Annotated in this window: 19 protein-coding genes and 2 pseudogenes; 5 read left to right on the top strand and 16 right to left on the bottom strand. The window is 73.1% G+C overall.

What is annotated here, in order from left to right:
• Position 1 precedes the first annotated feature (1 nt).
• The 4 genes and pseudogenes from AB0H86_RS30115 to ribA all read right to left on the bottom strand — a co-directional run bounded on the left by AB0H86_RS30115 (position 2) and on the right by ribA (position 3,985).
• Positions 2-1,042 (bottom strand): saccharopine dehydrogenase, encoded by a 1,041-nt coding sequence (locus tag AB0H86_RS30115; RefSeq protein ID WP_362445581.1) that lies wholly within the window; start codon positions 1,040-1,042, stop codon positions 2-4.
• Positions 1,039-2,185: pseudogene (locus AB0H86_RS30110) on the bottom strand (FAD-binding oxidoreductase). Before AB0H86_RS30110 ends, AB0H86_RS30115 begins: the two are co-directional and overlap by 4 nt.
• On the bottom strand, positions 2,182-3,162 hold the full coding sequence (locus AB0H86_RS30105) for an ornithine cyclodeaminase family protein (RefSeq protein ID WP_362445578.1): 981 nt from the start codon (positions 3,160-3,162) through the stop codon (positions 2,182-2,184). Before AB0H86_RS30105 ends, AB0H86_RS30110 begins: the two are co-directional and overlap by 4 nt.
• Before the next feature lie 163 nt (positions 3,163-3,325).
• Positions 3,326-3,985, bottom strand: coding sequence for a GTP cyclohydrolase II (ribA, locus tag AB0H86_RS30100; RefSeq protein WP_362445575.1), 660 nt, complete (start codon positions 3,983-3,985; stop codon positions 3,326-3,328).
• A 38-nt stretch (positions 3,986-4,023) separates the two neighbouring features.
• On the opposite strand from ribA, the gene AB0H86_RS30095 reads away from it, so the two are divergent.
• Positions 4,024-4,812: a creatininase family protein gene (locus AB0H86_RS30095; protein WP_362445572.1), complete on the top strand. Its 789-nt coding sequence runs from the start codon at positions 4,024-4,026 to the stop codon at positions 4,810-4,812.
• A 149-nt stretch (positions 4,813-4,961) separates the two neighbouring features.
• Here the strand turns inward: AB0H86_RS30095 and AB0H86_RS30090 are convergent.
• The 5 genes and pseudogenes from AB0H86_RS30090 to AB0H86_RS30070 all read right to left on the bottom strand — a co-directional run.
• Positions 4,962-6,332, bottom strand: a pseudogene (locus tag AB0H86_RS30090) (lysylphosphatidylglycerol synthase transmembrane domain-containing protein); the annotation flags it as partial.
• A complete protein-coding gene (locus tag AB0H86_RS30085; RefSeq protein WP_362445569.1) occupies positions 6,329-7,342 on the bottom strand; it encodes a class I SAM-dependent methyltransferase in 1,014 nt (337 codons plus the stop codon). The gene AB0H86_RS30085 and the pseudogene AB0H86_RS30090, both read right to left, overlap by 4 nt.
• Positions 7,339-8,523, bottom strand: coding sequence for a glycosyltransferase family 4 protein (locus AB0H86_RS30080; RefSeq protein ID WP_362445566.1), 1,185 nt, complete (start codon positions 8,521-8,523; stop codon positions 7,339-7,341). The genes AB0H86_RS30085 and AB0H86_RS30080 overlap by 4 nt, the downstream gene beginning before the upstream one ends.
• Entirely contained in the window at positions 8,520-8,918 is a 399-nt protein-coding gene (locus AB0H86_RS30075; RefSeq protein WP_362445563.1) for a 6-carboxytetrahydropterin synthase, read from the bottom strand. Before AB0H86_RS30075 ends, AB0H86_RS30080 begins: the two co-directional genes overlap by 4 nt.
• 153 nt (positions 8,919-9,071) lie before the next feature.
• On the bottom strand, positions 9,072-10,055 hold the full coding sequence (locus tag AB0H86_RS30070) for a zinc-binding alcohol dehydrogenase (protein ID WP_362445560.1): 984 nt from the start codon (positions 10,053-10,055) through the stop codon (positions 9,072-9,074).
• Positions 10,056-10,163: 108 nt separating this feature from the next.
• Between AB0H86_RS30070 and AB0H86_RS30065 the strand changes: the two genes are divergently transcribed.
• Positions 10,164-10,946: a CDP-alcohol phosphatidyltransferase family protein gene (locus AB0H86_RS30065; RefSeq protein WP_362445556.1), complete on the top strand. Its 783-nt coding sequence runs from the start codon at positions 10,164-10,166 to the stop codon at positions 10,944-10,946.
• 83 nt (positions 10,947-11,029) lie between these two features.
• Here the strand turns inward: AB0H86_RS30065 and AB0H86_RS30060 are convergent, their stop codons facing one another.
• The 5 genes from AB0H86_RS30060 to AB0H86_RS30040 are packed head-to-tail and all read right to left on the bottom strand — an operon-like array spanning position 11,030 to position 16,339.
• Positions 11,030-11,242 (bottom strand): hypothetical protein, encoded by a 213-nt coding sequence (locus AB0H86_RS30060; RefSeq protein WP_362445553.1) that lies wholly within the window; start codon positions 11,240-11,242, stop codon positions 11,030-11,032.
• Between the two features lie 32 nt (positions 11,243-11,274).
• A complete protein-coding gene (locus tag AB0H86_RS30055) occupies positions 11,275-12,513 on the bottom strand; it encodes an MFS transporter (protein ID WP_362445652.1) in 1,239 nt (412 codons plus the stop codon).
• 5 nt (positions 12,514-12,518) lie between these two features.
• Positions 12,519-14,312 carry an ABC transporter permease subunit gene (locus tag AB0H86_RS30050; protein ID WP_362445550.1) on the bottom strand — a complete coding sequence of 598 codons (1,794 nt, stop codon included), beginning with the start codon at positions 14,310-14,312 and terminating at the stop codon, positions 12,519-12,521.
• A gap of 3 nt (positions 14,313-14,315) precedes the next feature.
• Positions 14,316-15,809 carry an ABC transporter substrate-binding protein gene (locus AB0H86_RS30045; protein ID WP_362445547.1) on the bottom strand — a complete coding sequence of 498 codons (1,494 nt, stop codon included), beginning with the start codon at positions 15,807-15,809 and terminating at the stop codon, positions 14,316-14,318.
• Positions 15,806-16,339 carry a GNAT family N-acetyltransferase gene (locus AB0H86_RS30040; protein WP_362445544.1) on the bottom strand — a complete coding sequence of 178 codons (534 nt, stop codon included), beginning with the start codon at positions 16,337-16,339 and terminating at the stop codon, positions 15,806-15,808. Before AB0H86_RS30040 ends, AB0H86_RS30045 begins: the two co-directional genes overlap by 4 nt.
• A 157-nt stretch (positions 16,340-16,496) precedes the next feature.
• Here AB0H86_RS30040 and AB0H86_RS30035 point away from each other — a divergent pair, with 157 nt between their 5' ends.
• Positions 16,497-17,456, top strand: a complete 960-nt coding sequence (locus AB0H86_RS30035) for an ATP-binding protein (protein ID WP_362445541.1) — start codon at positions 16,497-16,499, stop codon at positions 17,454-17,456.
• A gap of 58 nt (positions 17,457-17,514) precedes the next feature.
• On the top strand, positions 17,515-17,907 hold the full coding sequence (locus AB0H86_RS30030) for an SCO5389 family protein (RefSeq protein WP_362445538.1): 393 nt from the start codon (positions 17,515-17,517) through the stop codon (positions 17,905-17,907).
• Between the two features lie 111 nt (positions 17,908-18,018).
• Here the strand turns inward: AB0H86_RS30030 and fusA are convergent, their stop codons facing one another.
• A complete protein-coding gene (fusA, locus tag AB0H86_RS30025; RefSeq protein WP_362445535.1) occupies positions 18,019-20,067 on the bottom strand; it encodes an elongation factor G in 2,049 nt (682 codons plus the stop codon).
• A gap of 402 nt (positions 20,068-20,469) precedes the next feature.
• The gene (locus AB0H86_RS30020; protein WP_362445532.1) at positions 20,470-21,096 is read right to left on the bottom strand and encodes an AAA family ATPase; all 627 of its coding nucleotides are present in this window, start codon (positions 21,094-21,096) and stop codon (positions 20,470-20,472) included.
• 112 nt (positions 21,097-21,208) lie between these two features.
• On the opposite strand from AB0H86_RS30020, the gene AB0H86_RS30015 reads away from it, so the two are divergent.
• Positions 21,209-22,162: a virginiamycin B lyase gene (locus AB0H86_RS30015; RefSeq protein WP_362445530.1), complete on the top strand. Its 954-nt coding sequence runs from the start codon at positions 21,209-21,211 to the stop codon at positions 22,160-22,162.
• The last annotated feature ends 16 nt before the right edge of the window (positions 22,163-22,178 follow it).

Raw genomic sequence — 22,178 nt, 5'->3', positions numbered from 1 at the left:
TTCATAGGAGGCCCAGTTCGCGGCAGGCCTGATGGAATCGGTCCAGGCAGCGCCCCCACGCCCCGCTCACCTCGAAGTCGAGCAGCTGGGGCAGCAGAGCGGCCGAGAAGTCGGTGCTGGCCTCCTTCGGCAGGAGGGACGGCAGGTTGCCGATGGCGATGAGATCCAGCGGGGGCTCCTCACACAGCCGCCGTGCGGGCTCCTGCCAGTCGGTGGTGCGGTCGTAGACCGGCAGGACGTTCAGGGGTGAGCCGACGTCGCAGGTGACGTCGCACAGGGTGCGCAGACGGCGGGCCGGGGCATCGAGGTCCGCGTCGCGGAGGAAGGGCGGGACGGGGGTGGTGGCGAGGACCGCGTTCACCATCACGTCGTGGGCGAGCAGGGCCGGCCGGTCCAGGTCGCGGGTCTCTTCCAGGTCCCAGCAGGTGGGTTCGACCCCGGCCTCGCGAAGGGCCACCCGCGCGCCCCGTCCGCTGCGGCCGAGCGCGCCGATCACCAGGGCGGTGAACTCCTCGTCCCCGGCGACCGGACGCAGTGTCCGGTCCAGCGCGTCCTTGTCGGTGGGCGTCAGGGGTGCGACGAGACGGCCCCGGTGCTGGAGCACGGCGAGGGCGGCGCCCAGGTAACCGGCCCAGAAGCCGAAGGCGGCGAGCCGCCGGCCGGTGTCGTCCACCAGGTATTCGAGGTCGAGCAGCGCCCCTTTTCCGGCGGTGAACCGGCCGAGCAGGTCGGCGGCTGACGGCTGCCGTTTGTAGGCGTGCCCGAAGAAGATGTGCCGGTGCCTCAACTCCGTTGGCTCGTCGGGGAGTTCCTTCAGCCCGAGGACGACGGCGTCGGTCGGCGCCGACGTCCACGACCCGGCCGGGACGACCCGACCGCCGACCGCCTCGTACCGCTCGACGGAAAAAATCCGCTGCGGGGACTCCTCGACGGTGAGCGTCACTCCGTTCTCGACCAGCCGGCGGGCGTCGGACGGCACGATCGGCGTGCGCCGCTCGGTGGTGCGGACCTCGTGGCGCAGCCACAGATGGAGCTCGGTCATACCAGGTTGGCCTCCGGACGAGGTGCGTCGGCCGCGAACCGGTCGGCGCTGAGCGGGCTGACGTCCACGAAGGGTACGCGGCCCAGGTACAGGTCGCGGACGACCTCGCCGACGGCTGGCCCCTGCAGGAAGCCGTGGCCGGAGAACCCGGTGGCGTACAGGAAACGGGAGACCGAAGTGGCCTCGCCGATCAGCGCGTTGTGGTCCGGGGTGATCTCGTACAGGCCGGCCCAGCCGCCGGTGCGACGCAGGTCGAGCAGGGCGGGGCGCCCGGTGTTCCATGGCCGCGCACAGGCCGGGGATCCAGCGGTCGTGGGTGTCGGTGGCGAAGCCGGGCCGCTCGTCGGGGTCGGACATGCCCACGAGGAGGCCGGGGCCCTCGGCGTGGAAGTAGAGGCTGGTGTGGAAGTCGATGGTCATGGGCAGGTCCGGCGGCAGTCCCCCGAGCGGCTCGGTGACCGCGATCTGCCGGCGCAGCGGCTCCACGGGCAGGTCCACGCCGGCCATCGCGCCGACCGCCTTCGACCAGGCGCCGGCCGCGCAGACCACCGTGTCGGTGGCGAGCGGGCCCCTGGTCGTCAGCACCCCCGTGATGGTGTCGCCGCGCGTTTCGATGCCGGTGACCTCGGTGTGCCGCAGGATCCGGGCGCCGTGCCGGCGGGCGGCGGCCGCGTAGCCGTGGACGACGGACTCGGGCGTGCAGTGGCCGTCGTCGGGCGAGAACGCGGCGGCGAGCAGCCCGTCGGTGCTGATCAGCGGGGAGACTGCCTGGGCCTCGGCCGGGTCGATCATGCGGCTGGGCACGCCGAGGGAGTTCTGGAGCCGTACGCCCGCCTCGAACGCGGCGACCTCCTCGGGTGTGGAGAGCAGGAACAGGTAGCCGACCCGGTGCAGCCCGATGTCGTACCCCGTGTCCTGCTCGAAGCGGGCGAAGGCCTCCAGGCTGCGCGCCCCGAGCCGGACGTTGAGCTCGTCGGAGAACTGCGCCCGTACCCCGCCCGCCGCCTTCGAGGTGGACCCGGACGCCAGTTCGTCCCGCTCGACCAGCACCACGTCCGGTACGCCCGCACGGGCCAGGTGGCAGGCGATGCTGGTGCCCATCACCCCGCCGCCGATCACCACGACACCGGCGCGCGAGGTCACCGGCGATCCTCCCGTGCCGCCTCGACGACGGCCCAGGCCGCGGCGGCGTCCTGGATGCCGAGGCCGACGCTGTTGTAGTAGACGATGTCCTCGGGGCCGGTGCGGGCGGTGCGCCGTCCGGTGAGCACCGCGCCCAGGGGAACCAGGTTCTCGGGGGTCAGCAGGCCCTCCCGTAGGGCCTCCACTACCGGTCCCGCGTGCTCGGCCGCGGTCGCCGGCTCGTCCACGACGACGGCACCGCCCGCCAGGGCCCGTCGTACCACCTCCGCGTCCACCTCGCGGCGGGTGGGCTCGAAGGACCCCACGCTGACGACCGTGCACCCGGGGGCCAGCCACTCGCCGCGCACCACGGGTGTGGTGCTGAGCGTGCAGGCCGCGACCAGCGACGCCCCGGTCACGGCCGTCTCGGCGGTGTCGACCGGCTCGACGGGGAGGTCCAGTTCGGCGGCGAGCGTGTCGGCGGCGCGGGCGCGATGTCGTGGGGTGGGGCTCCACAGCCGTACCGACTTCAGGTCCCGCACCCGGGCGATCGCCCGGGTGTGCGCGAGGGCCTGGGTGCCCGAACCGAGAACGGCCAGGTCGGCCGCGTCGAGGCCGGCCAGGACGTCGAAGGCTACGGCGCTCGCCGCGGCCGTACGCAGGGTCGTCACCGTGGTGCCGTCCATGACGGCGGTGAGGCGGCCCGTCACCGGGTCGAGCACGGTGACGACGGCGTGCACGGTCGGCAGTCCGGCAGCCGCGTTGCCCGGGTTGACGCTGCCGAACTTCGCGACGGCCCCGGAGTCCGCGGACAGGCGGGAGACGTACGAGAAGACCACGCTGTCGTCGAAGCGGCTCGGGTGCATGATCTTGCCGGGCAGGTCGGCGACGCCGTCGCCGAGCGCGGTGAACGCGGCCCGCTGGGACCGGATCGCCGTGTCGGGATCCAGCAGTTCGGCGACCCGCTCGGCTGCGAGGAAGTGGATGTCGTCGCTCACAGCGTGTTCCCTTCGTCGCCGCCGCGTGTGCTCCGCTCCCTCATGCTTCCCGCAAGGACCGTCGCTCGCACCCGCTCGGCGGCCCGGGCCCGGTGCGACGCGCACCGCGGGCGCGGCGGGCGGCGCCGGAGTGGCACCGGCCGGCCGCCGCCGGGCCCGCGGTTCAGGAGGAGCTGACGACCGCGTCCAGATGGGGCAGGTGGTGGTCCAGGCGCTCCCGCTTCGTCCGCAGATAGGTGATGTTGTTCTCGCACGGCGGTATCAGCAGCGGCACCGTCTCGGCGACGTGGATGCCGTGCCGCAGCAGCGCCTCGCGCTTGCGCGGGTTGTTGGACATCAGACGGACCGAGTTCACGCCCAGGTCGTGCAGGATGCCGGCGGCGACGCCGTAGTCGCGGGCGTCCACCGGCAGGCCGAGTGCCAGGTTCGCCTCCACGGTGTCCAGGCCCTCCGCCTGCAGCGCCATCGCCCGCAGCTTGGCGAGCAGGCCGATGCCCCGGCCCTCGTGCCCCCTGAGGTAGACGACGATGCCGCGGCCCTCCGCGGCGACCGCGCGCAGCGCGGAGGCCAACTGGTCGCCGCACTCGCAGTGCTGGGAACCGAAGGCGTCACCGGTCAGGCATTCGGAATGCAGCCGGGTGAGGACATCGTCTGTGCCGATCTCGCCGTAGACCAGGGCCACTTGTTCCTCGCCACGATCGTGATCGAGGTAGCCGACCGCCTGGAATTTCCCGTAGACGGTGGGCAGCGGGGCATTCACGACGCGTTCCACACCCGTGCGCTGCGGCGACTTCTTGCCGAGCACGCCAATTTTATCTGTCATGATCTGGTTCCTAAGCAGAGACGAAAGGCCGTGAAAAGATGAGCGGTTCGGGAATACGGTCGGCGGCGTACGGTCTGGTGCCGACGGACACTACGGAAGACGTACGGACGCGAGGCGCCAACGTCTCAACCCAGGTGGCCGTCCTTCCCGTCGGTAGCTTCGAACAGCACGGTGCGTACCTTCCGTTGGCGACCGACACGCTCGTCGCCTGCGCCATAGCCCGGGAGATCGCCACCGTGTACCCGGTGCACCTTCTCCCGCCGGTGACCATCGGCTGTTCGCACGAGCACGCGGCCTGGCCGGGAACCGTCAGCATCTCCTCGGTGACCCTTCACGCGGTGGTACGGGACATCGCGGCGTCGCTGCGCCGCTCGGGCGTCGAGGCCCTGGTGCTGGTCAACGGGCACGGTGGGAACTACGTCCTGGGCAATGTCGTCCAGGAGTCCTCCGCGCGCGGTGAGCGGATGGCCCTCTTCCCGGCCCCGGAGGACTGGGAGGCGGCCAGGGAGCGGGCCGGGGTGGCGACCTCGCTGCTCACCGACATGCACGCGGGGGAAATCGAGACCTCCATCCTGCTGCACGCCCATCCTGAAATGGTCCGACCCGGTTACGAGTCCGCCGATTTCGTCGCGGACGACCGCCGTCATCTGCTCACCGTCGGAATGTCCGCCTATACCGATTCGGGCGTCATAGGCCGTCCTTCCCTTGGTTCCGCGGAAAAGGGGAAGGAACTGCTGGCGGGCTTCGCCGATTCCTTCGGGACGTATTTCTCGCTGCTCACGTCCGCGGACGGCACCACGAGGGCCGCCGTGGACGAGCGCGGGTAGTCGCCGTCCGGCGAGCGGCGGGGCTCCGGAATCACCACGACCGCCCCGACCGCCGCGGCTGGTTCCCGCGCGACGTCCGCGGTTCCGGCGTCCGCACCGCGCAGGCCGGTGTACCACCGGGCGACCAGGACGAGGGCGCCCGGCAGAGCGGCCACGAAGCTGAGCACCCCGTACACCACCGCGACCGCCAGCCCGCTGCTCGCACCGAGGCCGGCCGCGCCGAACGCCCAGGCGGTGACGCCCTCGCGGGGGCCGAAGCCGCCGATGTTCAGCGGCAGCCCCATCGCGAGCAGGGCGAGGACCGCGAGGGGCAGCAGTACGGCGACGGAGGCGCCGGACCCGGCGACGCGGGCGGCGACGACGAACATCGCGAGGTGGCCCGAGAGCACCACGGCCGAGGACAGTGCGACGCCGGGCCAGTTACGGCGGGACAGCAGTCCCTCGCGGGCCTCGGCCAGGCCGGCGCGCAGGGCGCGTCCGCGACGGGAGGGGGCGCGGTTCATGCGCAGGGCCACGACGACCGCCAGGGCGCCGAGTGCGGCGAGGCCGGCCAGCGGGGCGACGTGCCGGGCGTCGGCCAGCACGGGCGACGGCATGGTCAGCAGCACGGCGCCGCCCACGACGGTCAGCACGGCCTGTCCGGCGGCCCGTTCGAGGACGACCGCGCGAACCCCGCGGCCGAGGTCACCGGTGCTCTGCCCGTGCCGGACCGCCCGGTGGACGTCCCCGAGGACACCGCCGGGCAGGGCCGCGTTCAGGAACAGCGCGCGGTAGTAGTCGGCCACGGCCGGTACCAGCGGCAGCCTGATTCCGAGGCCACGGGCCACCAGGGCCCAGCGCCAGGCACTGAACACGGTGGTGAGCAGCCCGATGCCGACGGCCACCAGCAGGGTCGGCCCGTCGATGCGGCGCAGTCCGTCCAGGAAGACGCCGGTGCCCATGCGCCACAGGAGGGCGGCGAGGATGACGACGCCGGCGACGGTGCCGAAGTGGGTGCGGACGGCAGGGGAGTTGAGGCGGCCCAGCGTGCCGCGCAGGGCGGTCCGCCAGCGGGGCGCGCCCGGAGCGCCTGCTTCGGGCCTGGCACTGGCCACGATCACGCCGATCCGGGTCCCGGAGACGGCAGGGCCCGAGCGCACGGCCTGGGGCCCACCGGCGGAGGCGAGCGCCTCCGTCCGGGCCGCGAGCAGCTCGTCGCGGGCGGCGAGGGCCTCGGTGCGGGCGGCGAGGGCCTTGGTCCGGGCGGCGAGGTCCTCGGGCGAGAGCCCGCGCGGGACAGCGGGGAGCGCGAAGACCTCGACCGAGCCCCCGTGCCGCTGGGCCGACGGCCCCTGCCGCTCGGTCCGCTCGGCGTCCGACCCGCCCGGTGTGGTGTCCCGCTCGCACGACGAGACGTTTCCCTCGCGCGGTTCGGCGGCGCCTTCGCGCCGATCGGCGGTCCCTACGCACGGCTCGGCGCTCTTCGCACGCGGCCCGACAGTGAGCCGGGCCGCCCGCGCCCCCACCGTCTCCACGCTCATGACTCCGAGCCGGTCGTCGGCCGGGACAGCGCCAGCAGGTCGCTGTGGTGCACGACGACCCGCAACTCCCCTGCCTCACAAGCCGCGAGACGTTCGCGCAGATACCGTTCCGCGCGCGGTGCCAACTCGGGCCGTTCCTCGACGGCCGCGCCGACCCAGCCGCGCAGCCATTGCGCGGTCAGCGCGGACTCGGAGGGGCCGAGCCGCCAGGGGCTCGGGTGCAGCCGTACCGTGGCGCCGCGTTCCGAGAACGCCTCGCACGCCGCGTTGATCGCGTCCGGTCCGAGCAGGCCGTCGCGGCGCTGGTGGGCGTTGAACGCCTCGGCGATCTCCGCGTCCAGCGGGTCGGACGGGGTGAGGTCGACCCGGCCGGCCACCGACAGGGTCAGCAGGGCCGGGCAGCCGGCGCCGGTGCAGGCGGCGGCGAGGGCTTCGACCTCCTCGCGGGTGAGGACGTCGAGCAGCGCGGAGGCCGTCACCAGGGACGCGCCGGCGAGGACGTCCGTGGTCAGCCGGGCGACGTCGCCGCGCCGTGTCTCCACGGTGACCCGGCTGCCGTCGGCGGCGGACCGCGGGGAGGCGACGGCGGCGAAGTGCAGGAGGTAGGGGTCGCGGTCGTGCAGGATCCAGTGCTGGGCGCCGTCCAGGCGGGGGGCCAGCCAGCGGCCCATCGAGCCCGTGCCGCAGCCCAGGTCGTGGATGACCAGACCGGCCTTCCCGGGCAGGTTCGCGAGCCGGATCCGCAGCGGGTCGAGCAGGTCGTTCGACCGTCCGACGGCGTCGGCCCCCTCCCGCAGCTCCAGCCACTCGGGGGCGTAGCGCGGCGGATCGTCGGGGCCGGCGTCCCGCAGCCGCACGGTGGGCCGCTCACCGGGGCCGAGGGTGGGGCCCGCACCGGCGATCACGGTGTTCGCCGCCTCGGCCGCTCCTCCGGCGCCCCCGACCGCCTCCCGGGAGGCGTGCGGTGTCGGAATCGTCCCCGCCTGCTTGGTCATAGCCGTCTCCGTCATGCCGCCCTCCTGGGTGCGTTCGGCAGTCGGCCCAGTACTCCGGCCAGGCTGCGAGCCGTGGTCGCCCAACCGCCCAGGGCGGCCCGTCGGCCCCGGGCAGCGGCCTTCAGGCGACGTCGTACGTCCGCCTCGCCGAACCAGCCGCGCAGTTCGGCGGCGAGAGCGGCGGGGTCCTCCGGCGGGACGAGGATGCCGGGCACTCCTCCGTCGGGTGCCCGCCCGACGGCCTCCGCGAGCCCGCCGACGTCCGTCGCCAGCACCGGGATGCCGCGGGCGAGCGCCTCGGTCACCGCCATGCCGTAGGTCTCGGCGTAGGAGGCGAGGACCATGAGGTCGGCGGAGGCGTAGCTGGCGTCGAGTACGGCACCGGACTGGGGGCCCGCGAGGCGCAGGCGGTCCTGGAGTCCGTGCTCGCTGATCAGGGCCCGCAGTCCGGCGACGTACTCCGGGTCGTGCCCGAGTCCGCCGACGAAGACGCAGCTCCACGGCAGGTCGGTCACCGTGGCCAGTGCCTCCACCAGCCGGTGCTGTCCCTTGCGCGGGGTCACGGCGGCCACGCACAGCAGCCGGGAGACGCCGTCGGTGCCGGAGGCGAGGGGGGCGATGTCGGCGCCGGGGGCGGCGACATGGACCCGCTCGGGGGCGAGGCCGTGGTGCGAGACGAGTCTGCGTACGGCCCAGTCGCTGGTGGCGATGACGGCCGGGACGGCCCGCAGCACCTCGCGTTCCCTGGCGTCGAGGTCCGCCGCCACCGCCGGGTCCAGTCCCGTCTCGTCGCCGAGCGGGAGATGGACCAGGACGGCCAGGCGCAGCCGTTCCGCCTCGGGGACGACGATCTCGGGCACCCCGCAGGCGACCAGCCCGTCCAGCAGGACGACCGTGTCGTCCGGCAGCTCCCGCAGCACCCGGGCGAGTTCCGTGCGGGCGGCCGCTCCCGGACTGGGCCAGCTGCCGTCCACGGCGTGCTTGTGGACCTGCCAGCCGAAGCCGGCCAGGTCAAGGCTGACCCGCCGGTCGTAGGCGTTGCCGCCGCTGGGCGCGGCCGGGTCGTCCACGCCGCCCGGCAGGACGAAGTGCACGGAGCGCAGGGACATCGGGATGATCTCGGCGTTCTTGAGTGCGGAGTTCTGCACGGGCACGTAGCCCAGCGTGGTGGTCCGCTCCATGGTCGTGTCGGTCACAGCGCACGCTCGTAACTCGCCCAGGCGACATGCGACTCGTGCAGCGTGATGGTGAGGCCCGCCAGGCCCCTGGCGCCCTCGCCGAGCGCGCCCTTGTGGACGCGTTCGGCGAGCCGGTCGGCGACGACCTTCGCCAGGTACTCCGTGGAGGTGTTGATGCCGGCGAAGTCGGGCTCGTTGTCGAGGTTGCGGTAGTTCAGCTCGCTGACTACGGCCCCGAGTTCCTGAGTGGCAAGTCCGATGTCGACGACGATGTTGTCGTCGTCCAGCTGCTCGCGCCGGAACGTGGCGTCCACCAGGAACGTCGCTCCGTGCAGGCGCTGCGCGGGTCCGAAGACCTCGCCGCGGAAGCTGTGGGCGATCATGATGTGATCGCGGACGGTGATGCTGAACAACGGACGACCCTCCAGGTGCGGCGCGTCTGGTCCCCCCGCTGAATCCCTGCCGGGGGATGCCGTGTAGTACGGCTCTTGGCTTCCCCTTGTTCAGCCGTCTCTCACTCTTTTCTCAGGTCAGGCGCCGTTGTCGTACGGAATTGAACCTGTGTGTCACGTGAGCTCGTCGTAACGGACCCGGTGGCAGAGCGCCGGGATCTCGCCGGAGGCCAGTCGCGGCAGCACGTCCGGCAGTTGCTCGAACCCGCATTCACCGGTGACGAGGGCGTCCAGGGCCGGGTCGGCGAGCAGGTCGAGAGCGAGGGCGAGCCGGTCGGCGTAACTGCGGCTGGAACGGCGGGCCGGGGAGACCGAGCCGACCTGGCTGCTGCGGATGACCAGGCGCCGTGAGTGGAAGGCCTCGCCGAGCGGGAGGCTGACCTGCCGGTCGCCGTACCAGCTCAGTTCGAGGACGGTGCCTTCGGTGGTCAGCAGTTCCAGGGCGCGGGTCAGGCCCTGTTCGGTGGCGCTGGCGTGGACGACGAGGTCGCAGTCGCCGAGCGCCTCACCGGGGGTCGCGAAGTCGACGCCGAGGGCCTCGGCGGTCTTCGCCCGGGCGGGGTCGGCGTCCACCAACTGGACCCGTGTCCCGGGGAAACGGGCCAGCAGGGCGGCCACCGAGCTGCCGACCATGCCGCCGCCGACGACCGCGATCCGGTCGCCGAGCAGGGGGGCCGCGTCCCACAGGGCGTTCACGGCGGTCTCGACGGTCCCGGCGAGAACGGCCCGTTCGGCGGGGACGTTCGCCGGTACGACCGTCACCGCGTCCACCGGGACGACGTACCGCGTCTGGTGCGGGTAGAGGCAGAAGACGGTCCGGCCGACCAGGGCCTCGGGCCCCTCCTCCACCAGGCCGACACTGAGGTAGCCGTACTTCACCGGTGCCGGGAAGTCGCCTTCCTGGAACGGTGCCCGCATGGCCGCGTACTGGCTCTCCGGCACGCCGCCGCGGAACACCAGGGTCTCCGTGCCCCGGCTGACTCCGGAGTACAGGGAGCGGACGACCACCTCGCCCGCGGACGGGTCCGGCAGGGTCACGTCGCATATCTCGCCGTGGCCGGGTGAGCTGAGCCAGAAAGCACGCGCGGTGCGCTTCATCGGCATCCTCCTGAACGATCGGGAAGCGGTTCACGTACCGAGGTGTGCACAGGTCGCGCACAGTACGCGGCCTTGATCGACTCTGTCACCTGGCCGGAGGAATGTGCGGTGGCCCTGAACAACACTTACGAAGCAAGGCTGGTCCAGCAGGAGACCGCGGTGGGAGCGGGCCTGCAGATCCTTTTGCTGGCCCTGCTCGGTACGGCGATCGGCATGGGGCCGGCGGGCTGGCTGACCGGCCTCGCCTTCGCCGTCGCCACCTGGGCGGTGCTTTCCCGGGCCCTGCACCGCACGCGGCCGCGCTCCTTCGGCCCGGCGAACCGGGTGACCCTCGGCCGGGCGACACTGGTCGGCGGTGTCACGGCACTGGTCGCGGACTCCTTCGAGAGTTCACCGCCGGTCACGCTGTTCGTCGGACTGACGGCGGTGGCCCTGATACTCGACGGGGTCGACGGTCAGGTCGCCCGCCGCACGGGCACGTCGACCCCGCTGGGCGCGCGTTTCGACATGGAGGTCGACGCGTTCCTGATCCTGGTGCTCAGCGTCTACCTCTCGATGTCCCTGGGCCCCTGGGTCCTCCTCATAGGCACCATGCGGTACGCCTTCGTCGCCGCGGCCCGCGCCCTTCCCTGGCTCAACGCGGCCCTTCCCCCGAGCATGGCCCGCAAGACGGTGGCCGCCCTCCAGGGCGTCTTCCTCCTCCTGGCCGCCTCGAACCTCCTGCCCTACCCGGCGACCTTCGGGATCGTCGCGGTGGCACTGGTCCTGCTGATCTGGTCGTTCGGCCGGGACATCCTGTGGCTGTGGCGGACGTACCGGTCCCAGAAGGCCGCGGTGACGCAGATGCTGGAGCTGGAACTGGTGCCGGAGCGCGAGCCGGTGGCGTCCTGAACGGACGGTCGTACGGCGGGCATCCGGTCGTCGGCTCCTGAACCGGCGGCCGTACGGCGGGCATCCGGTCGGCTCCCGGACCGTCAGCCCCGCAGCGGCACCCGGTACCCGGTGGCCTGCCTGGGCCAAAACCCCAGCCGCTCGCACAGCCGGTTCTCCGCGGCCCGGTCGGGTCGCGAGGTGAGGTCGAGGGTCCGCGCCCCCCGCCTCCCGGGCCGGTCGCAGGGCCCGAAGGCGTGGACGAGTTGCTGATCCGCTGCCCGGGCGATCTCCACCCGGACGTCCTGGGTCTCCATGCCGTGGACATGCCTTAGACGTGCCGTGGGCCCTATCGGCGGGGCCCGTTCGTCCGTCGGCCGGGCAGCAGCGCGATCGCCGCGGCCGGCACGGCCGCCAGTACCAGCCACGGCACCGTGCCCGGCAGCCCGCTGTCCAGCAGGGTGCCCGTCGCCGCGCTGCCGGCCAGGACGATCAGGCCGGAGACCGAGGACAGCGCCCCCGTGTACAGGCCGAGGCGGCCCTCCTCGGCGAGGTCGGGAACCCAGGCGCGGGCGACGGGGGCGACCAGCATCTGGCCGAGGGTGAGCAGCACGACGAAGCCCGCGGCGGGCAGCAGCCCCGCGGTGCCGGTCCACTCGGCGGGCCGGGCGGCGGCCACGACGACGAACCCGGCCGCGACCAGCAGCAGACCGGTCACCATGGACCGGCGGAGCGTCAGACGGCTCCCCGCCCAGCGGGTGACGGGCAGTTGGGCGGTCACCACCAGCAGCGACGACAGGGCGAACAGCCAGGCCAGCGGCGCCTGCGAACCCGTCGCGCGTTCCACTTCGGCGGGCAGGGCGAGGTAGAGCTGGTTGTAGGCGAGCAGGTAGGCGCCGTATCCGCAGCACAGCGCCAGGAATTGCCGGTTGCGCAGCAACAGCCCCATGCCGCCCCGGACCTCGACGCGGGCCCGTCCCGGGATCCGCTGCGGCAGCAGCCACGCGTGCCCGGCGAGGACGAGCACGAAGATCCCGGCTCCGGCCAGGCACACGGTACGGAAATCCACCGACAGCAGCAGCGCGCCGAGCAGCGGGCCGACGAACGCCCCGGCCTGTCCGGCGACGGTGAACAGCGCCAGGACCCGGGTACGGGGGCCGCCGCCCGTCTCCTCCCACTCCACCGCCTGCCGGGCGACCTCGGACTCCACGGCCGGCGAGAACAGCGCGGCGGCGAACCCGATCAGCAGGACGGCGCCGATGACCGTCCAGGTCCGTTCGGCGAAGCCGAGCCAGGCGAACCCGGCGATCCTGAGCGCGCACCCGGCGAGGACCACCGGCCGGATCCCGTACCGGTCCGCCAGCGCCCCGCCCACCACGAACAGCCCCTGCTGACTGAAGGTCCGCAGCCCGAGCACCAGCCCGACCAGCCAGCCCGCCATGCCCACGGCCCGCCCCAGGTGTTCGGACAGGAACGGCAGCACGGCGAAAAAGCCGATGTTGAAGGCGAGTTGAGTGAGGATCAGCAGCCGCAGCAGGGGCGAGAGGTGAGTGCGCTCCCTGGCCGCCCGGCCCGGACCGACCGAGATCGACGTCACCGCGTCCCCACCAACTCCCTTGCGGCTGACGGTTGTTCGACTGCGATCGAGGGTGTACGGGATCCCGCTCGCCGGCGTGACATCCGCACCCCGCCCGCCGCGCTCACCGCGAACGCCCCGAGCAGGGCGAGGACGGCGGCGGGGGCGAGGACCGACCAGGGGGCGCGTTCGGCGTAGGGCTGGTTCTCGGCGAGGAGCAGCCCCCATTCCGGAGAGGGCGGCTGCGCGCCCAGACCGAGGAAGGCGAGCGAGGCCAGGGCTAGCGCGATGCCGGGCAGGCGGAGCAGGGCGTGCCGGGTGACCGGTGGGAGGACGGCGGGCAGCAGTTCGTGGCGCAGGAGGTACCAGCGGCCCGCGCCGAGGCCCCGGGTGGCGGTCACATGGAGGGCGGCTCGTTCCTGACACAGCAGCGCGGAGGCGTGCGCCGCGAGGGGCGCCCAGGCGACGGCGCCCACGGCGAGCGCGGGGGTGGCGGGTCCGCTGCCGACGACGGCGGTGACCAGCAGGGCGAGGAGGACGGGCGGTACGGCGTTGACGGTGTCGACGAGGGGTCCGGACAGCCTGGGCAGCAGTCCGAGCAGGACGCCGGCGAGCAGGGTGGCGGCGCCGATCGCCAGGGCGAGCAGAAGGGTGTCGAGGGCTCCGTGCGCGACCCGGGCGAGCATGTCCCGGCCGAGCGCGTCGGTGCCGAACGGGTGGGCCCCGGAGGGAGGTTGGAGGCGTTCGCCGGTGTCGAGGGCGAGCGGGTCGCGAGGCAGACCGAGCGCGACGACGGCGACGAGGAGCCCCCCGTGGACGTACGGCAGGACCCGGCGGGCCGGTGGTGTGGGCCGGTGGAGCGAGGGCAGCGCGCCGTCGCGCAGCGCGGGACCGGCGAGGAGCCGGGTGGCGAGGGCGCCGAGCCCCGCCACCGCCGCGGCCAGCAGGACCATGACCAGCGTGCCGGCCTGGAGGACGGGCAGGTCCTGGGCGAGGGCGGCCTGGAGTGTGGTGCGGCCGATGCCGGGGATGTCGAAGATCTGCTCCACCGCGACCGCCCCGCCGGTCAGGCCGACCACGAACAGGCCGAGGTTCGGCAGCAGTCCGGGCAGACAGCGGCGTACCGCCTGGCGGGCGATGCGCCGACCGGGCAGTCCGCGTGCGGTGGCGGCCAGCGCCCAGGGTTCGGTGAGAGCGCCGGGCAGCAGGTCGTCGAGGAGTCGCCCGATGACGGCGCCGGCGGGCAGGCCGAGCGCGAGGGCGGGCAGCACCGTCCACTGGGGGCCGTACCAGCCGAGGGCGGGCAGCCAGCCCAGTTGGACGCCGACGACGGTGGCGAGGACGGACGCGGTGAGGAACTCGGGCAGTGCGGCGAGGACCGCCGAGCCGGTGCCTCCCGCGCGCCGCCCGTCGAGGCGCCGGTGCGCGCCGAGCCACAGGGTGCGGGCGCAGATCAGCGCGGCGGTGACGGCGGCGACCGCGAAGGCCACCGCCATCAGCAGCAGGGACACCCCGAGGGACTGGAGGACGGCGGGCGTGACCTCGTCGCCGGACAGCCACGACCGGCCGGCGTCCCCGTGCCACAGTCCGCCGAGCCACTGTCCGAGGAGGGAGAACGGGCCCCGGTCCAGGCCGAGTTGGGCGCGGATGTCGGCCAGCACCTCGGGGGTGGGGTCGCGGTCGGCCGAGCGTGCCTTGAGGACGGTGAGCGCCGGGTCGGTCCGGGTCAGCCAGGGCAGCAGGCCGATGCCGCACACCAGGGCGACCGCGAGCGCGGCCCGCCACACGGGCGTGACCAGGTGCTGTCGCATGGATCAGCGTCGCGTTCCGGTGCCGACGAGGGTGCGCTCGTACGGGTCGAGGAGCACGCCGCTGACCGAGCTGCCGACGCCGGTGATGATGCGCTGGTGGACCAGCGGGACCACGGCGTCGGTGCCGAGGATCGCGGCCTCGGCGGTCATGGCCGCGTCCTGCCGTTCGGCGATGTCGGCGATGCCCTCGGCCTTCGCCACGGCCCGGTCGACGTCCTGGTCGCAGAGCTGGGCGATGCCGTAGCCGCCGTCGCAGGTGTAGTCGCCGGCGAGGACGGCGAGGGGGTCGCCGGTGTCGACGAGGGTGTTGCGGGCGAGGACGACGGCGTCGAACTTCCCGTCCAGGGCGTCGCTCTCCAGCCGCGAGTACTCGCGCACCTCCAGCGTGACGCGGAACCCGGCCTTCTCCAGCTGCTGCTTCAACACCTGGGCGACCTCGGGGAGTTCGGGCCGGTTGTCGTAGGTGGCGAGGGTGATCCTGGTGCCGTCGGGGGTCGCGGGCTTCGCCCTCCCGACCGGCTGCCGCCGCTTGTCCTCGGCCCAGGTCACCGCGGGTCCGTAGATGCCGGCGCCGGGGTCGGCGTGTCCCTCGTAGACGCCCTCGGCGAGTGCGGAGGTGTCGACGGCCCGGCGGGCGGCGGCGCGCACCTTCGGGTCCTTGAACGGGCCTGACCTCGCGTTGAGCAGCAGGCTGGTGGTGCGGGTGGTGGCCGTCTCCTTGCGGGTGGCCTTGTCGAGGGTGGCGGCCTGCGCGACGGGGATCGACTCGGCGAGGTCGATCTCGCCGGTGCGCAGTGCGCTCGCGCGGGCGGTGCCGTCGGCGATGAAGCGGACGTCGACGCCGGAGGCCTGGGCGCGGCCGCCCCAGTAGTCGTCGTGGCGGTCGAGTGCGGCGGACGTGGATCCGCTGACCTTCGTCAGTTCGAAGGGTCCGGTGGCGGTGCCGACCGGGTCGACGCGCCCCTTGCCGTACGCCTTCGAGGAGAGGACGGCGAGGCTGGGGCTGGACAGACGCAGGGGCAGTACGGGGTCGGGGACGCCCGTGGTGATCCGCACCCCGGTGCCGCCGTCGGCCTTGGCGGTGAGGGTGACGCCGGACAGGGCGGCGGGCGCGGGCTCGGCGTCGGTGGCGTGGGTGAGGGCGGTGGCGACCGCCCCCGGGGTGACGTCCGAGCCGTCCTGGAACGTCGCCTCGCGCAGGGTGAACAGCCAGGTGCGGTCGTTCTCCCGGCGCCAGGAGGCGGCGAGCGCGGGGGCGGCGGCGCCGTTGGCGTCCAGCGCGGTCAGGCCCTCGGTGACGCCGAGGCGACTGAGGACGGTGGCGTCGGCCCCGTACGGCGAGAGGTTCTCGGCGGGCGGGAACGCGAGCGCGACCCGCAGCCGGGAGCCGTCCTTCGGGTCGCCCGACGAGTCGCCGCCGGAGGAGGCGAAGCAGGCGGTGAGGAGCGGGGAGAGCAGCAGGGAACCGAGTATGTGGCGGCGTCGCACGCCGGTCACCGTCCTATCGGGATCTCGAAGTGGACGACCCCGTTGCCGCGGGGGTCAGCGCGCTCGTCGTACACGGCCTTTCCGAGCGACCGCCAGAAGGGCTCGGCGCCCGGGACCGCCGGGTCGGTGTGCAGATAGACGGCGCGGTAGCCGCCGTCCGCGGCGGCGAAGGCGAGCAGTCCGTCGACCAGGCGCCGGGCGAGGCCGCGCCGGCGATGCTCGGGGCGGACGTACACCCGGCGCAGCTGCGCCGTCTCGCCGGAGGGGTAACGCTCGGCGATGTGGCGCGGGTTGGGCGGATGGGCGGGGCCGCGGGAGTCGAGGGCGGCGGTGGCCACGACGGTCCGCTCGTCCGGGTCTAGGGCGACGAGGAGGGTGTGGCGGGCCGGGGTGAGGTAGGCGGCGGCCGGATCGATGATGTCGCCGTGCCAGCGGGGCACGTATCCGGTACCGAAGTCGCGGTAGACGGTGTCGAGCATCACGGCTCGCGCACCTTCGAGGTCGTCCGGGCTCGCCGCCCTGATGCAGTAGTCACGCACTTGCCAATCATATGCATTAAGCCCTTCGGGTGATCACGGGGCGGGTGATGGCGCGGCCAACTCCCGGGCGACTTGACACCCGTTGCCGGACACCCCTACAACCTACCGACATGACATCCATTTTCAAAAAGCTCATCTTCGAAAAGACGGAGCGGTAGTGCGGATCGCGTTCGTCGGCAAGGGCGGCAGCGGCAAGACCACCCTGTCCGCACTCTTCTCCCGGCACCTGGCACGCTCCGGCGCACCGGTCCTCGCCATCGACGGCGACATCAACCAGCACCTGGACGAAGCACTCGGCCACGACGACGGCCCCTTGGACGCCCCACCCCTGGGCACCCACCTGGACCACATCAAGGACTATCTGCGGGGCACCAACCCCCGCATCGCCTCCCGCGAGGCGATGATCAAGACCACCCCGCCCGGACGCGGATCGCGTCTGCTGAGGTTGCTCGGAGACGACGAGTTGCACACGCGGCACGTCCGGCGCGCGGGCGAGGTGCCGCTGATGGTGACCGGCGCGTTCGACGAGAGCGACCTGGGAGTGGCCTGCTACCACTCCAAGCTCGGCGGGGTGGAGCTCTACCTCAACCACCTGGTGGACGGTCCCGGCGAGTACGTCGTCGTCGACATGACGGCGGGCGCCGACGCGTTCGCCTCCGGCCTGTTCACCCGCTTCGACCTGACCTTCCTGGTCGCGGAGCCGACCCGCAAGGGCGTCTCGGTCTACCGCCAGTACCGGGACCACGCCCGGGAGTTCGGCATCCGGATCGCCGTGGTCGGCAACAAGGTCACCGGCGAGGACGACCTGCTCTTCCTCAAGGAACAGGTCGGCGACGACCTCCTCACCCACCTCGTCCACTCCCCCTGGGTGCGCTCGGCCGAACAGGGCCGGGCGGAGGGCGGCCTGGACACCCTGGAGCCGTCCAACCGGCACGCCCTGAACACCCTCCGGGAGACCGTGGACTCCCACCCCCGCGACTGGACGGCCCTGCACGGCCACGCCGTCGAGTTCCACCTGCGCAACGCGCGGGCCTGGGCGGACGCGACCACCGGCCTCGACCTCGCCGCCCAGGTGGACCCGGACTTCGTACCGGGCCCCGCCGCGCTCGTCGTCTGACCTCTCACCTCCCCGGCGCCTCACCTCACCTCACAACAACCGGACAGGACCCCCAGCCATGTCGCTCGCCGTCTCCCCCCAACTCCTCGCCGAAGCCGAGCACGGTGACCTCCGCGAGGAGGACTTCGTGGCCACCGTCCGCGCCTCCCTCCCCTACGCCTACGACCTGATCGCCTCCCTCGCCGCCCAACTCCGCGCCGGCGAGGCCGAGTTCACCGACAACCAGACCCCGCCTCCGTCCGAGCGGGAACGCGGCCAACTCCTTCGGGCGTTGGCCAGCGACGCCATCCGCGGCAGTCTGGAACGCCACTTCGGCATCGCCCTCGCCTTCCAGAACTGCCACCGGGTGGCGGCGTTCCGACCGGAGTCACGGGACGGCGAGTCGTACGGACGGTTCACGTCGGCGCGGTCGCAGGTGCTGAACCAGTCGCCGGAGTTCAGGGACTGCTGACGCCCGGCTGCCGCGAGTCGCTCAGCAGTCCCGCGGTGACGGCGGCGGCCCGGGCGCCAGGTGGTCTGGCGCTCCAGGCCGCCTTCGTACGGGCCCCGCCGTCCGACGCCGTTATCGCGTCGGTGTCGCCGCCGGTGCCGGGGCGTAGCCGGTGGGGCGGGCCGTGAAGGTGCCGCGGCCCTGGGTGCGGCTGCGCAACCGGGTCGCGTAGCCGAAGAGTTCGGCCAGCGGCACGGTGGCGGTGACCACCGCGGCGCCCGCCCGGGTGGCCGAGCCGGAGACGCGGCCACGGCGGGCGGCCAGGTCGCCGAGGACGGTGCCGACGGCGTCCTCGGGGACGGTGACCGTGACCTCGACGACCGGTTCCAGCAGGGTCATCGCCGAGGCGCGCAGCGCTTCCCTCAGGGCGAAGCGGCCCGCGGTGCGGAACGCCATGTCCGAGGAGTCCTTCACATGGGTCGCCCCGTCGGTGAGGGTGACCCGCAGCCCGGTCACCGGGTGCCCGCCGAGCGGCCCCTCGGTGAGGGCGTCCCGGCAGCCGGCCTCGACCGCGCGGACGTACTCCTGCGGCACCCGCCCGCCGACGACCGTCGAGCGGAACTCGAAGCCCATGATCTCCTCCAGCGGCTCCACATCGATGACTACCTGCGCGAACTGCCCTGCTCCGCCGTCCTGTTTGACGTGCCGGTGGACCAGCCCGGACACCCCTCGGGCGACCGTCTCCCGGTAGGACACGCCCGGACGGCCGACGGCGACCGCAAGCCCGTGGTCGCGCCGCACCTTCTCCACCGCGACCTCCAGATGCAGTTCACCCATGCCGGACAGCACCGTCTGCCCGGTCTCCGGGTCGGTGCGGACCACCAGCGACGGGTCCTCCTCGACCAGCCGCGCCAGCGCCGACGCCAGCCGGTCCGTGTCGGCCGGCCCGCGGGCCTCGACCGCCACCGAGACGACCGGGTCGGCCACGCTCGGCGGTTCCAGGACGAGCGGAGCGCCAGGCGCGCACAGGGTCGAGCCGGCCCGGGCCGACTTCAGTCCGACCACGGCGACGATGTCTCCGGCCAGCGCCCGGTCCACCTGGGCGTGCCGGTCGGCCCGCACCCGCAGGATCCGTCCGATCCGCTCGGTCCGCCCCGCGCCCGCGTCCAGCACCGTGTCCCCCTTTCCGATCGTTCCCGAGTACACCCGTAGATAGGTCAGCCGTCCCGTCGCGGTGGCGTGCACCTTGAACGCCAGTGCCGCGAACGGCGCGTGCGGATCCGCGGCCCGCTCCTGCTCGGATCCGTCGTGCGTGCCGCGTACGGCGGGCACGTCGAGCGGGGACGGCAGGTACGCCACGACGGCGTCGAGCAGCGGTTCGATCCCCCGGTTGCGGTAGGCCGAGCCGCACAGCACGACCACGCCGTCGCCGCTGCGCGTGAGGTCGCGCAGCGCGGCGGTGAGGCTCGCGGCGGAGAGCGTCTCCCGGTCGCAGAACTCCTCCAGCGCGGCCGGGTGACGTTCGGCCACGGCCTCCTCCAGGAGCCGGCGCCGCCGTAGCGCCTCGTCGTACAGGGCGTCCGGAACCGGTCCCTCGGTGGCCGTGTCACCGTCTTCGCCCCAGGTCAGCGCCCGCATCCGGAGCAGGTCGACGACGCCGGTGAACCCGTCCTCCGCTCCGATGGGCAACTGCACGACGAGCGGGGCCGGGTGCAGCCGCTCCCGGATCGAGGCGACGGCCGTGTCGAGGTCGGCGCCCGCCCGGTCCAGCTTGTTGACGAAGGCGATCCTCGGTACGCCGTACCGGTCGGCCTGCCGCCACACCGACTCGCTCTGCGGCTCCACGCCCGCGACGGCGTCGAAGACCGCGACCGCGCCGTCGAGGACCCGCAGCGAACGCTCCACCTCGTCGGCGAAGTCGACGTGACCCGGGGTGTCGATCAGGTTGATCCGATGACCGTCCCAGGCGCAGCTCACGGCCGCGGCGAAGATCGTGATGCCCCGATCGCGCTCCTGCGGGTCGAAGTCGGTGACGGTCGTGCCGTCGTGGACCTCGCCGCGCCGGTGGGTGGTGCCGGTGGCGTACAGGATCCGCTCGGTGACGGTGGTCTTGCCGGCGTCGACGTGGGCGAGGATGCCGAGGTTGCGGACGACGGTGAGGGCGTTGAGGTTGGTGCGCACGGCCCAGGGCCTTTCGGATGAGATGTGACGGGGCGGCGCGATTCCCGGGCGGACTTGACGGCACGTCAACAGGCGTGGTTCTGCGGTTCCGTGGTTCTACGGTTCCGCAGTTCCGCGAGGAGTTGACGGCGCGCTGATCAGAGGGTCGGCTCGGGCATCCGGTACCGGCCGCGCAGCGGGCACCGGACGGACGGAGACACGAGGATCACCTCGTGCAGCGACCGGGGAACGACAACAGCGGTGCGGTAGCACACGGCCGGTCTCCCCTCGCTGGTCTGCCTCATCCGCGCACACGGGCCCGGTGTGGTGGGCGGTGCGTGATCCGTGGAGAGTGTAGGGAACGGGGGCGGGGTGGGTCACGGGATTTTCCCGGCCCTGGATCCCCCGCGTTCTGGACCCCTTCTAGGCCCCTCGCGGTGTCCGCTGCTCACCGACGGCCGCGAGCACCGCGTCGGCCACCTCCGTCACCGACCGTCCGTCGCCCCCGTCGACGCGGCACAGGCCCAGACGGTCGACGGCCCTGACCATGAGGGACTGGTAACGCTCCGTCCGGGCAAGGAACTTGTCCATCAGATGCCGATCCTCGTCCGTCGCGATCGCGTAGTGGCCGGACTGGTGCACGCGGTGGCGTACGACGGTGTGGTCGGCGGTGAGCCAGACGGCCGCGGTTCGCGGGGCCGTCGACTCCGCGACGCGGACGGGCCAGAGAGCCGAGCCTTCCAGAACCAGGCCCGTCCCGGCGCCGCCCTCGATGGCGTGGGCCGTGATCAGCTCCTCGATCCGGGGCCACAGCCGTTCGTAGTGGTCGAGGACCGAGGCGATCAACTCGTCGACGGGGAGGGAGCGGTAGTGCTCGGCGACATGATCCGGCACCTCCCGCTCCGGCGTCCGCCAGGGCCGCCCCGGATGTCGCGCCAGCAAGTCCGTCGACCGGTGCGCGAACCCGAGCCGTTCCGCCACCACCTGGGCGACAGTCGACTTGCCGACGTTCGACGTCCCGCCGATCAGCACCACCCGCACGTCGTCCATGCCGACGACCCTACTGATCCCAGCAGTGGTCCCCCGAGTTATGCGGTTGCGCCCGCGCTTCCTCCCGGGCAAGGTGCGACGACGCCCGCCGAGAACGCCGAAAGGACCCGCCGTGCAGCATTTCGAGGCCCCGGCCATCACGGAGATCCACGTGGCGGGCGAGGAGGACGGCCCTTACGGCATCACGACCGGCCCCGACGGCGCCCTGTGGCTCACTCTCGTCCACAGCGGTCGCATCGCGCGTCTCGCGCCGGACGGCGAACTGACGGAGTATCCGCTGGACTCGCCCGGGTGCCGGCCGACGGTCATCGCACCCGGGCCCGACGGGGCACTGTGGTTCACCCGGTCCCAGGACCATCGGATCGGCCGTGTCACCGTCGAGGGAGACGTGAGGTCCTTCGCCGTACCGACGCCCGACAGCGGGCCCTTCGGGATCGTCGCCGGTCCGGACGGCGCGATGTGGTTCACGCAGATGAACACCGACCGGGTCGGCCGTGTCACCGTCGAAGGGGAGATCACCGAGTTCGTCCTGCCAGTGGAGGGCGGCTTCCCGTCCGCGATCACCGCGGGACCCGACGGGGCCCTGTGGTTCACGCTCCACCAGGCGAACGCGATCGGCCGTATCACCGTCGACGGCGACACCACCGTGCACCCCCTGCCCACTCCCGGCGCCGGACCGGTGGGCATCACCAGTGACGGTGCCGCCCTGTGGTTCGTCGAGATCGCGGCGGGGCAGGTCGGCAGGATCTCGGTGGACGGCCGCATCGAGGAGTTCCCACTGCCCGACCGCACGGCCAGGCCGCACGCCGTCGTGGCGGCCGCGACCGGAGACTGCTGGTTCACCGAGTGGGGCGCCAACCGGGTCGGCCGCGTCACCGTGACCGGGGAGGCGGAGGAGACAACGGAGACGGGGAGCGTCCGCATCGCCGAGTACGACCTCCCGTCCCCGTCGTCCGAGCCGCACGGCCTCACCTTGGGCCCCGACGGCGCGGTCTGGGTGGCTCTGGAGACGGGCGGGGTGGCACGGGTGGAGCGGGTGAAGCGGGGGCCTCGGGTATCACCGTAGGTTCCCGACGGCGAGG

The organism is Streptomyces sp. NPDC050997 (genome assembly GCF_040660135.1).
GTDB lineage: Bacteria > Actinomycetota > Actinomycetes > Streptomycetales > Streptomycetaceae > Streptomyces.
Note: the sequence above shows the minus strand (reverse complement) of the source record. Positions and strands in the feature narration are given on the sequence as shown.